Below are 12,777 nucleotides of genomic sequence, written 5' to 3'. Positions count from 1 at the left end.
CCCGTCTGCATGTCCGGGTACCCCGCTTCCTGTGCACAGCTATCTCCTGCCCGAGGAAGATCTTCCAGGCATCCCTGGCCTGCGCTGATGACGGTGCCAAGCTCACCCGCCGGGTGACCCGCTGGATCTTGCAGCGCCTGGCGATTGACCGGATGAGTGTGTCTGCCACCGCCAAGGCACTTGGTGTGGGTTGGGAGCTGGTCAACCAGGTCGCACTGGATGCCTGCCGCCAGCTCGTCTATGACGACCCGCACCACCTGGACGGCGTCCGGATCCTCGGGGTCGATGAGCACGTCTGGAAGCACACCCGAAAGCCAGGTCAGCCGTCCAACCTGGTGACGATCCTCGTGGATCTCACCCCGCTGGTGGACGGGCGTGGTCCTGCCCGACTGCTGGACCTGCGACCCGGACGTAGCGCGGAAGTCCTGCGTACGTGGCTGCAGGAACGCGACCCCGGTTTCCGGGAGCAGGTGCAGGTAGTGACGATGGATGGTTTCACCGGTTACGCCAGCGCTGTGGACCAGGTCCTGCCGGACGCGACCAAGGTCATGGATCCGTTTCACGTCGTCCATCTAGCGGCGGACAAGCTCACCTCGTGCCGGCAGCGACTCCAACGCGAGACCACCGGACGCCGCGGACGCAAGGACGACCCGTTGTACAAACACCGGCGAACCTTGTTGACCAGGACGAACTACCTCACCCATCGGCAGAAACAGCGCCTGGAGATGTTGTGGGCCACCGACGATGATTACGTGGCACTGGAGGTGACATGGCTGTGCTATCAGGATCTGATCCAGGCCTACAGTCATCCAAAGAAGTCGGAGGGAAAGAAGCTGATGAGCAGGGTCATCACCACCCTGCGCAAGGGTCTACCCGCGGGCCTGGAAGAACTCGCGCAACTCGGGAGAACCCTGTGGCGCCGGCGTGAGGACGTCCTCGCATACTTCGACACCGGCGCATCCAACTGCCCCGTTGAGGCGATCAACGGACGGCTCGAACACCTCCGTGGCATCGCCCTAGGATTCCGGAATCTCCACCACTACATCTTGCGGTGCCTGATCCACTCCGGACAGCTGCAGGACAAGATCAACGCACTCTAGATCCGGACACTCCTATATAAGTTTGTCAAGCACTTGACCGTGATTGAACAGGTTTCAACGTGGCGACGATGAGTGGGAAAAGCTCCCGGGCGAGGTAGCGTTTGAGACAGCGCATGATCTCCCTCTTGCTTTTACCCTCATCGATTCTACGTTCCACATAGTCACGAGTTCGTTGCTCGTAATGCATCCGCACGAGGATGATTCGGTGCAACGCGGAGTTAGCCTGACGGTCCCCACCCCGATTAAGCCGGTGACGATTCGTCTTACCCGAGGACGCGGGAATGGGGGATGCACCTGCCAAGGCCGCGAAATGCCGTTCGCTACGCAAACGTTCAGGGTTATCCCCCGCGGTGATCAATAGCTGGGCGATGCTATCGGGGCCGGCACCGTAGACATCCATCAATGCTGGGGCATGTTCCTTGAGCAACCGGGTGATCTGATGTGTGAGGTCAGTGGCCTGCTCGTTGAGGAACTTGTACCTCCTAGCCAACAAGCGCAGAGCTACGGCGGTGGATTCGGACGCAGTGATGGGTTCTGCCGGCGGGCGGGTCGCGGCCAACGTGGTGATCAGCTTTGCGGTGGTCAGGCCCCGATACTTCTCCCGTAGGTTATCGGGGCCGGCAACGAGCATCGTTGTGATCTGGTTGATCGTGGCGGTCCGATCCCGGACTGCCGAGGTGCGTGTGGTGCGCAGGACGCGTAAGGATTGGACCAGGCCATCATTGCTTTTCGGGATCGCCGTAGCCCGCCCCGATAGGACTGCTTCCGCGGCCACGTAGGCATCAAACTGGTCGGTCTTGCCTTGTCGGCGTCGGTCAAACTTATTGGGCCGGTTGACTTCGACAACGCGGTAGCCTGCGGCGGTGAATTCCCTGGTGATTCCCGCGCCGTAGCTGCCGGTGCACTCGATACCGACTTTATCGACGCGCGGGTACTTGGTGATTGTGTCGAGTGCTTGCCGGTAGCCTGCCGGGGTGGCGGGGATTTTCAAGTCTACAAGGGGTCGGCCATAGGACGTGATCACGGCTAGGTGGTGGGTATCGGCGTGGGTGTCGATCCCGACGATTACTGCGGGATCGGTGTCTTTGTGCATCATGGTGGTGCGCTCCTGGTCGTTGTTGTAGAACGATTGAGAAGGATGCGCAGCCGGTCGGGTGTCAGTCAGTTCACTATGGGGAAAGCATTTCAAACTCCTATTGGGACATGGCGGCCCGTCCGGTCACGCTGTGAGTCCGGTGTGGCCGACAGGTCCGGATGAAGACAGTCGCCGAAAATGCTGTGGTGGCGTCAGAAGAGCCGTGGGTCAGACCACTCACACTCACCAACCATTATCGGCCGGTTAGCGTTGTGGGCGGGTCACCATGTCCGTCAAGAAGGTCAGGCCAACGGCCTCACAACTCCATAGTGAAGAGCCGGTTTCCCGTGCGAAAACGGTGACGAGATGACCAGGACCAGGAGGGCGGTGCGAACATTTTATCGGACCCTTCTATCGGCTGTAAGGGGCGAGGTCTTCGTTTCCGGCGACCACCATCGCGTCGACAAGTTTCTGCCATTTGTGGAGTTCATCGAGTTCTTCGGCGGTACTGCGAATCTCTTTGAGCCAATCATTTGAGCCCCAGGTTTGGTTGATGACCACCTGGCCGTTTCGGCTGCAGAGTTCGGTGATCCAGTCAAGACCGCGGGCCACTTGCTCGGCCACTGGTAGCTTGCGGAGGATACGGATGAGTGCGTCGACGCACTTGGTTTTAGCGCGGCCTAACGGAACCCACTGGTCAATGAGGTCGAGTAGGTCCTCGGCATTAACCCATTCGATGGGCGCCCCAGCCAATTCATTGTAAAGGCCTTGAGTCCACGAGAGCGGTTCGGGCAGAAGCGCAGCGGCTGCCCAGTCACCCCAGTGGCGGTCTCGGTAGGGACTGGGGCTCTGGCTTGCGTAAGTGAGAGCGTGGTCGAGGACAGTGGGCCAAAGGTCACGTGCTGCTTGCGCGCGCCGGTCGTTTTCTGCGCCGGCTGCCGCGAGACTGTGAAGAAAGCCAGACAGAAGGTCCGCGTCCACGCTGAGGACATCGAGGTGATCGAGGACAGGTCGAACGGCTCGGTAGCTGGCGTAGTTGTCGAGGATTGCGCGAGCCGCGACGAGGGCGTAGTCCCCCCGGTGGTCGACACCCCATCTCTTCCCTGCGTGGGTCACCATCGTGCGACGTTGAACATCGAGGAACTGAGCGAGAAGTCTTGCAGCCTCGTTGGTGTAGCAATGGTGGGCTGCGGCTGCTGCACCGAGGCCTCTAATGGAGGCATTCAGCATGCTCAGGTCAATGGATGTGCCGTCGAGTTCTTGAAGTCGCGTCGGGACGTCACCCTCGATGTAGACACGGGAGCGGCGTTGGTTGTGCATTTCCCATGCACCCAGCTCAGCTCCGCGGGCAGTCTCAAGAACCCAGCTGATTGCCGTCTTGTGGATGCACGGGGTTCCGTGACAAGGCGAATCCCAGACGATGTCGCACCCGCGGGTTAGGTAGAGCCTGGTTTCGAGCGGCGCCGTGCCGGCGACGGCCATTCCCGCATCTTCCACATCGGCTGTGGTTGCTCCGATCGGAGGGAGAAGATCGGCGAGAGCAGGCGTTAGGAATGCAGGGAGGGCATGGGCTATCGCCCGGTCGGCGCCAAGATCAAAGTATTGTCCTTCGTCTCGCTGGTCGTCTGAAGTCTGGAAAGCGAGTGCTAGTTGAAGTACGAGTTGGGCTACAAACTCAGTTTCGCTCCCGAGGGCTTCCAAGTCACCGACGGCGGCACGTTGAACCGCGAGGCGGACGACATGCGCTGCGGCGTTGAGTGGCGATGTCGGCATGATGTCGTTGTTTGCGTCAAGGAGTTCACGCGCCGTGCTGAGGTCTTGAGCGATCTCTGCTGAGGTGGGCGGTACATAGTCCGCGTTGTGTTTAGCTGAGCCCCAGTAGCGGTTCTGGAGACGCAGGCCGGTGTTGACCTGGTCCTGGTAGAGGGCGAATTTTGCCTGCGTGGCCTCCAACTCCTTTGGCGGATCAACCTGGAGGTAGATCTGCCCGTCTTCTTGGGTTAGCTTGTACTGGTTGGCGTCAAGGCTGGCGGCCCAGTTCCTCGTGTGCTCTCGGGGAACTCCGAGACGGTCTCCGTTCGAGATCAGGAGGTCGCCGACTGCTTTGAGCGCTTGGACGCGCCCCTCATTTCCCCTCGTCATGAGGGTGACGCACACTTCGTGGGGGGACCAGTTGCGTCGTTCTTGGTGTCTGAGGTCATCAGTCCGAGCGCGGAGACCGCTGTGTTCCCCGATTACACGTCCGAACTCCAGTTCCCACACCGTTGGTTCAGCAAGGAATGGGTCAAGTTCCTCGTTGATCTTATCGATGTGACGAGTCAGGAGTCCGTATAACATGCCGGGTACGGCGAGGTTTTCGCAGTTCTCAAGGAGGGCATTGACGATCCAAGATGGAGGGGTGTGGGTGTCGAGCCATCCTTCAGCGACGCGTTCCATCGCGAGGAGTGCGCTCATTCCGGAGTACGGACCTACTGATGTTCCGCGATACCAACTCCATACGTGGGTGTCGCCCACGTAAAAGCGTGAGGTGCCGTCAAGGTTGAGTTCCGCTCCGGTCTCGTGTTGCTCCTCGGGTCCGTGATCAGGAGTGCCTTCGAATGGGTCCACGCCCAGGCCAGCACGGGGACGTACGCGGACGCGAGCGCCATGGTTGAGGATGTTGTTCAGGACTCGGACCGAGGTCTTGTATGACGCGAAATTGAATAGTGCCCAGAAGCTGCCATAGTAATATTGATAGAACGGTGGAGAGAAGCCTTTCCACCGGCCTTGGTGGTCGCGTATACCCTCGTGAAAGTCCCAATCAGTGTCCTCGTCGTCGATATAATAGGCCTCCATTAGTGTGGCCAGTAGCTCAGGGTCGTGAAGAGCGATTGCTCGTGCGCTCAACGGAGAGTCTGCGGCGGGGGCGAGGAAGCCGGGGGCATCATCGGCGATCGCGAGTAGACACTGCTCGACCTGGTCGTTTATGTCTGGTCCCAGAAGTGCCAGGCACTCGATGTATTCGTTCTGGGTGACCTCGTATGGAAGCTCACGCCGACGTCGGGGCCTCGACCCAAAACCCAGTTTGACGGATCGATTATCCGTCCTATCCTTCTTCATTGGCTTCAGGGTTGGGAACGAGTCCCAGTAAGTGATGAGGCGGTCCCGCAGCGCAATACGCAGTGGGTGCCCCGCGGGCAGTTGGAGTAGGGCTAGTGACTGCAGCCAGTCGGCGAGCAACTCGAATGATGACTCTGATATCCGCCAAGGTTCGGCGTGGTCGAGAAGAAGTTGGATGACTGGTGCGGTGACAAGAGAGTCTGGGAGTCCGTTGACCTGATAGCGCTGCTTGACGATACGAACGACGTCATCGAGATGGACGGGAGATGTATGATTATTGGGTTCAGCTTTCAAGCACTCATAAGCTTTGGACGTATCAAGGGCAGCTTCCACAGACACGTCCGACCAACGGGGGCCGTGCTGGACAGCGAAGGCGTTGAACATTTGGACCATACGGTCGAACACTCGAGGCGCATTGGCTCTGGGGGCGCAGAGTTGACCTTTACACGCCAGCGTGGCCGCTGAGAGCGCCCAACGCGGAGCCCCCCCAGCCTGTAGCGTGTCGGCCATATTCGTGGCGCGTACTAGGAGGATCGCGAGGGCATAGCGACGGACTTCGTCATGGGCGAATTCAGGCCGAGCCAGATATGGGCTAGCTGGTGCTAAGAGGTGGTCGCGACGCAGCTTGTCGACTGCCGCGGGGTCGGGTGTAGCAGCGAGCTGCCGGTCAGCTGACAGGTTGAGGGTTGCGGCCGCAACAGCGAGGAGAGTCTGCTCACGTGCTTCCGCTGAACCGGCTCCTGGCTTACCCTCTGCGCGGACGATCTTTTTCCACACGAGATCAAGGCAGTCCCACTCACTGATCTGACTCTTGAGTTTGATGCCAGTCCGAGCAAGAAGATCAAGGACAACCAGACGGCGTAGCAACGACGCCTGGGGCAGGTTGCGCAAAACCGTACGCAATAGAGGGAAGTGTTCTGCGACTGCTTCAAGGTCAGCATCGCTGAGTAGCTGCATGTTGAAAGATGTGATGGCTTTGTCAAACCCAAGAGCAAGTTGCTCATTAACGAACTCTTGAGCAGTGTCTGAGGAGACTGCAACGACGCCGATGCCTGCCTGTTTTGCTGCGAGCACGAGATCGTTGAGAAGAATGGCTGAACGTTCGAAAGCGGCATCCGCCGCGTCGATGACGAGCACTCGTGTGGGGGCGGAGAGCTCGGCAAGTACGTCAGCTATGGATGCACCTATGGCAGCCCGGAACTCCATACTGGTCTGTGGAAGAGCCCGGAAGTTCACAACGAGAGCTTCGAAACCAGTGGGGTCTTCTTCCTCAAGCTGTGTGATACACGAGAGAGTTAAGGCGCTCTTACCAGTGCCGGACTCACCAGATACGATGAGCGCGGTGGCATCCGCCCCTGTTTTCCGGATTGAGGAGATGAGGTCATCGCGGCGGTCAGCGAACGCGATACTAAGTGCATCTGAGGTGGCGGAGGCTTCCCCGAGGACGGTACGGACGCTGGCATCAGCAACTCTGCGATGATCGGCCAGTGTCTCCCAAACCCGGGTATTACGAGTCGTCGTGGCCTCAAGAAGTGTGTGAAGATCCCGCCGGAGCAGGTTCAGATCAACAACAGCCCCAGTTGTGTCGTAGCGGGTAGCCTCGACTTCAAGTCGATTTCTGAGAATGATGCCGTCCACGGCGTCCCTTGCCACCGCGTCGAGAGCGGTTGCAGCCGCGGTGCGATCCCTCTCGTCGGGACTCTGCACCGCAAACCCAAGGATGTGGAGACGAGACAGGAGCATGAAAGCCAGTGAGAAAACTTCGGCTTCTGTTTTCATATTCTCGGTCGCAAGGTTAACCATCATGAGGAACTGATCGAGACGCTCGCGAACCTTCTTAGACCATCGTTTCTCGACATCCAACGATGCCTTGAAAAAGGCAGCGTCAGCGTTGCTACGCGCTATATCGCAGACGGTTGCGAGTTGTTCCCACTGGGTGCGCCAGCCTGCTACTGCAACAGCGACCTGGTGGTCGTTGGTGTTGAACTTTGTTATTTCTTTCAGGAGTGAGCTAACGAGTTTCACTGTTTGCTCGTCGCTTTGCACAAAGTTCGGGGTTGCTCGGCAAGCGATTGCGATAGTGACTTTAGATGTGCCGGAGGAATACTCAACTAGGAGGTCATCGACGGGATGATCCGGTGAGGTCTGGAACGATACTCGCCGCACGGGCAGTTCAGAAGCTTCAGCTCTACGTTCTCCCGTCAGAAGGCTGGTGAGATAGATGGCAGCGATGCGGTGACCGAGTGTCACGCCTCCCCCGCCAGTGGCATAGGGACTTGACCCGGATTCGGCGCCAACCTGTGGTTGACCCTTGACTGTAGGACTTTCGGCTATTGGATTGGTGGCGAGGGGACCGTCAGAAGACTCATCGGGGTTATCCGTTCCAAAGTCACCTTGTTCGCCGCGTGAATGCTCAGCAGTCATTGCTCCTCCTCGAAAGTTGATTCACTCAAGCCTGCGTTTCGCTGTCTCGCGGAGTGCCTTGCCTGTGATCGCCTCTGCCACGCCACGTGGTGCGTCGTACCAACTGAGTCTAATTTAGTGCACCTCTCGGATCCCCGATCTAAGCCGTGCCAGCAGTTTCATGGCGTCACCGATACTGCAGGAGGTCGCTGATGCCGAAGGGGGGCGGACCGCTATAGGACCGTCGGGCGCTTTATCTATTTTCCACCCGTATCGGGGGTAGGTGGCGGGGGTAGAAATGACGTTGGGTGGACACCGACATATCCCGTTACCTTGAGGGTATCCCCGATAATGGGGATAGTCGCTGGGCCCGGTATGGCTTATTGCCCCTGTAGTTACCATGATCCGGGGGGTGTTGCCGCCGGGCTACCAGGACACCCGTTGACTGCTGATAGGGACACGGACGAACCAATCAGGTTCAGTTCTCTTTGTAACGTGGGTGCCAGCATCGGATGTCGAGACACCAGCGACAACGTTCCACCTGTCACTGTTGCTCCGACACCACAAGGAGGCCGACCATGACCACCGGCACCATCGACGTCACCATCGGATTAGACGTCGGCAAAACCGCCCACCACGCCTGCGCCATGCTGGCCACAGGCGAGATCATCTACGACAAACCCCTACCCAGGACGAGGGCCAGCTGAGAAAGGTCTTCACCGACCTCCAGGCCCACGGCACCGTCCTGATGGTCGTTGACCAGCCCAACACCATCGGCGCACTCCCGATCGCAGTGGCACGCGACGCAGGCTGTCTGGTCGGCTACCTGCCGGGACTGGCGATGCGTAAAGCCGCTGACCTGTACCCCGGCCGGTCGAAGACCGACCGTAAGGACGCATTCATCATCGCCGACACGGCCCGGACGATGCCGCACACCCTGCGGGCCGTGGACCGGGACGATGAGGTCCTCTCAGCTCTGAAGATGTTGTCGGGCTTCGACGATGACATCGCCAAAGACTGCACGCGCACCATCAACCGGCTGCGTAGCGTTCTGACCCAGATCTACCCGAGTCTGGAACGCGCGCTACCTGGCAGCGTCATCACCCGACCCCTGGTGCTGGACATGTTGATCCACTACGGCGGCCCCACGAAGCTGAAGAAAGCCGGCTACCACCGGGCACTGGCCTGGATGAGCAAACGAGCTACGAAGGACCCCACGACGTTGGTGGACGCGATCTTTGAGGGACTCAAGGCTCAGACCGTCACGGTGCCCGGTACCGCGGCTGCTGAGATCGTCATCCCGCAACTGGCCACCAACATCAAGGCCCTGCTGGAACAGCGGAAAACCATTGCTGAGCAGGTCGAGGAGTTGCTTCAAGACTTCCCTCTTTCCGAGGTCTTGATGTCCATGCCGGGAGTTGGCATCAAGACGGCCGCGAACATACTCCTGGCTGTGGGTGACTGTTCTGATTTCCGGTCCGCCGGCCACCTGGCCGCCTATGCCGGGATTGCACCGGTGACCCGAAGATCGGGAACGTCCATCCGTGGGGAGTTCCCCGCCAGGGCTGGCAACAAGAGACTCAAGAACGCGTTGTTCTACTCCGCGTTCGCATCCATCCGGTTCCATGAACCGTCCAAGACCTACTACGAGCGGAAACGGGCCGAGGGCAAACGGCATAACGCTGCGGTGATGTGTCTGGCCAGACGCCGGTGCAACGTCATCTACGCGATGCTGACCCGGGCCGAGTTCTTTAGGGAGATCCCCGCCAGAGTTGCTGCGTAGCCCACCTTCACCACGATCAGCTGGTCGACGCGAGTACGCCGGCCAGCTGCTCAACCACGCCCATCATCAGAATCGGGAGCTACCCCCGAAGTGCTTTCCTGAATACAGGGCCTACCCCTTGACAAAAACATAGGGACACCCCCCAAGAAAAGAACCGACTTCGCAGGGCGAGAACCGTAATTTATGAAACGCCATGTGGGAGAGGTGGCGTCATACACGCCTGATACACGCCGATAATAATTATGTATCACGCCTGTTCAGCGCGTTAAATGCACCATGGGCGCGCTGTTTTCTCTCTTTTTGGTAAATGCTTGTCGCTGATCTTGTGCCACTGTAGCGTCACCGGTAACGGTCGGAATCACACGGATGTATAGCACAGCCGGGTTCCTGCCGACGAGGAGGGCACCGTGTCCACAATGATCGAAATTCCCCCTGCGATGTACGGACGCAGCGAGGCACGCACCGTGCCGGCTGACGAACGGATGCGGGTCGAATTCCGGCTGCGGGCATCAACGGTGCGACAACTGACCATCATGTCGAACGAGTCCGGCGCTCCGGTGACCCGGATCCTCGAGCGACTCGTCGACTCAGCCCTGCGACAGGAGTGGCACCCCAAGCGATCACGACACACCACACTTATCGGCGCACCCCAGCGCATAAAAACGGGACCAGATCCTGCAAGATCCGGCCCCGTCCACGATTCAGATTCTTGCCCGAATCTGAACCGCAACCCTCACTAAAACGCCTACACAGCACTTCAGGAGGACACATGTATATCTTGGCACGCTCGCAGGACGTGAGCAACCCCTATCTCGAACATGCTTTCGCCAGGGGGTGGTGGTGATGGGACGCCACAAAGCCATGCCCCCGGCCCCTGAGCCGAACCCGCCGTCCCAGCTCATCCCTGCCCTAGAACCGGTCCCGGACCGGGTACGACATCTGACGATGCGCACCCTGCCGGACCGGGAGCGCTTCGAGCGACTCAGGAAGATGTCCATCAACCGGCCCCCTGGGCCGCTGCGTTCCGAGGCGATGGAACGTGCGGCCCTGGTGCAGGGGCACACGCCCGTGATCGATGAGGAAAACGACGGGAAAAACGTGCGCATCATCGCCCAGATGCTCTACGACGAAGGACTTGTCGCTGGCTACGTGGATGAGCAACGAGCTTTGACCAGGCACAATATCGATATGTGGCTGTTTAAATCCGCCAAGGTCAGCGAGCGGAGCCTCTCGGTCTACCGGCGGGTGATGTATCTGGCCGGGGCCACGCTCTATCCCCGGGAGTTTCCATCCCCGTTGCGTACTCTGGCCACCCGTCAGCGTGCCACCCCGCCGGCTCGACCCGGTACGGCCGAGGAACTCTATGCCATCGTCCCGTCGGTCCCAGAGAGCATACGCAAGCGCCTCCTGCTTGTCCTTGACCTGATCACCGGTGCCGGTCTGCGTACCCAAGAAATCCGGGAGATCACCGGCTCTGATGTAGCGGTCCTGCGACTACCCGGTGGTCGGGAGATCATTGAGGTTCGGGTGCGTCGGCGCGGCAAAGTCGACCGCCGGGTACCGGTGCTGTGCCCACGTCGAGGGCACAGCCTGCTGACACATGCGACGGAGGTCGGCACCGGTACTTTCTTCCCGCTGATGAGCAACGGTCGGGTCTACAGGAACATCGTCAGCAAGCTCAATGACCGATTGCGGGAGTACGGGTTCGCCGGCCTCGATGCTGTGGCACTGCGCAACCGGTGGATCATGGACCTGGCGGTGACACCAGGTATTTCCACTGTGGCGGTAATAGGCCTCGCCGGGGTCAGGGACCTGCGGGTAGTGGCTGACCAGCCAGAACTGCTGCCAAAGTACTCTCCGGAAGACCTCGCGACAATGCTGCTCGAGGCGCAGGGGAGCCAGCTGTGATCACCCACAAGACCCTCGGTTACCAGCTCACCGACGATTGCATTGAACAGTGCGCGCAGTGTATCGAGCGCTCGGATGCGACCACCCTGATAGAGCAGTTCTACCAGGAGCAACGCGGCGTGGGCGGGCGGCGAACCACCGGGCCCGTCTACTCTATCCTGGGCGTTCTGACGATTGGTCTTGCGTTGATGATCATCGGCCGGGTTCCCTCACTCGCCGAGATCCTCCGCGTGCTCAGTGCCTTGCCGGACCACCAATTAGTCCGGATTGGTATGAACCCGGCCAGGCGGGCTCGGTCTACCGACTACCCGTCGTTCTGGGGTTGGCTGACACGTCGGCTGGAACCGTTGGATCAGGGCATTGATTTGCCGGCACGCCGCGTAACCAACAAAGAGCACCGCGCCCAGCTGGCCGCACGGACCGCAACCCAGCAAGCGGCGTCTGAGCTGGCCCGCGATCGCCTGCTCATCGTCGTCAACCGGATTATCGCCGCCTCCATCGAGGATCCGGCACCCCAGGGAGGTCGGGGAGACGTGGTCATTGACGAATCCATCGTGCTGTTGGCCGGCGCCGACAAGGGGTTGGGCTCCCGTGACGATAAGCGTCGGGGCGCGGCTTACTCGGGAAAATTCTTCGCTCGTGATCTGGCCGACAACAGCGTGACCGACGGCGAGAAGGTCCGGAGGGTCGGCAAACGTGGTGTCGGTATCGGGATCACCGCTGTCAGCCGTCTCGGTCCGCCTGATGACTTGTACGCGATCGCGGCGACCATCACTGCCGTGGCGCTGCATCACCCGACGTCCGCGTCAATCGACGGGACCCGAATTGCATTGGAGATGCACCAGCTCAACGGCCTCGACCAGCGCTTAGGGCCGCGGGCTCGGCAGCCGTACCTGACCGTTGACATGGCCTACAACCAGAAGAAGGGCTTCAATGACATGTGCCTGGATCTGGGCTACTCACCGGTGGTGCGTTATCCCGTTTCGTGGAACACGGTGTTCGCCAGTGAGTCTCCGGAACACATCGTCGACGGGCAGCCAGCGGGCCCGGTCCAGCTGGCCGGAGACTTCTACTGCCCGGTCGCTCAGAGCATGGCGGGTAAGTGGAAGTTGGTGCGCAAGACAGTGGATCTGAAGGATGGGAAGGACGGTTTCGATCAGCATGACCGGCGGCTGGAGAAACTGCTTCCCCTCCTGATGGGCACCAATTCCCGTCCCTACCGAAAGCGGACGCGGACTGGGCGCCCAAAGAACGGAGAGGATGTCGAGGACCAGCGGGTTCGTGTCGATCTGGTCTGCCCGGCAGTTCAGGGGCGGGTGCGCTGTCCATTGAAGCCGGCATCGTTAAGCGTTAATGACCCGGCTATTTGTGCTGTCTCGGGTCTTTTTTGACAGTGAGTCTCAGTACTT

5 protein-coding genes and 1 pseudogene are annotated in these 12,777 nt (G+C 59.9%); 4 read left to right on the top strand and 2 right to left on the bottom strand.

The window, feature by feature from the left end:
- The coding region (locus tag EAH68_RS14325) for an ISL3 family transposase (protein ID WP_126122014.1) at positions 1 to 1,100 on the top strand (1,100 nt) is incomplete at its 5' end.
- A 25-nt stretch (positions 1,101 to 1,125) separates the two neighbouring features.
- On the opposite strand, the gene EAH68_RS14320 is transcribed toward EAH68_RS14325, so the two are convergent.
- Both EAH68_RS14320 and EAH68_RS14315 read right to left on the bottom strand, forming a co-directional pair.
- Positions 1,126 to 2,196: an IS110 family RNA-guided transposase gene (locus EAH68_RS14320; protein WP_206436431.1), complete on the bottom strand. Its 1,071-nt coding sequence runs from the start codon at positions 2,194 to 2,196 to the stop codon at positions 1,126 to 1,128.
- A gap of 390 nt (positions 2,197 to 2,586) precedes the next feature.
- Positions 2,587 to 7,698: a hypothetical protein gene (locus EAH68_RS14315; protein WP_206436430.1), complete on the bottom strand. Its 5,112-nt coding sequence runs from the start codon at positions 7,696 to 7,698 to the stop codon at positions 2,587 to 2,589.
- Positions 7,699 to 8,255: 557 nt separating this feature from the next.
- Here EAH68_RS14315 and EAH68_RS14310 point away from each other — a divergent pair.
- The 3 genes and pseudogenes from EAH68_RS14310 to EAH68_RS14300 all read left to right on the top strand — a co-directional run bounded on the left by EAH68_RS14310 (position 8,256) and on the right by EAH68_RS14300 (position 12,759).
- Positions 8,256 to 9,460: pseudogene (locus tag EAH68_RS14310) on the top strand (IS110 family RNA-guided transposase).
- Positions 9,461 to 10,303: 843 nt separating this feature from the next.
- Positions 10,304 to 11,368, top strand: coding sequence for a hypothetical protein (locus EAH68_RS14305; RefSeq protein WP_126122013.1), 1,065 nt, complete (start codon positions 10,304 to 10,306; stop codon positions 11,366 to 11,368).
- A complete protein-coding gene (locus tag EAH68_RS14300) occupies positions 11,365 to 12,759 on the top strand; it encodes a hypothetical protein (RefSeq protein ID WP_126122012.1) in 1,395 nt (464 codons plus the stop codon). The genes EAH68_RS14305 and EAH68_RS14300 overlap by 4 nt, the downstream gene beginning before the upstream one ends.
- Positions 12,760 to 12,777 lie beyond the last annotated feature (18 nt).

This window comes from Corynebacterium hylobatis, from assembly GCF_003955685.1.
In the GTDB taxonomy this organism is placed as follows: domain Bacteria; phylum Actinomycetota; class Actinomycetes; order Mycobacteriales; family Mycobacteriaceae; genus Corynebacterium; species Corynebacterium hylobatis.
This window is presented reverse-complemented; position numbering and strand designations above follow the sequence as displayed.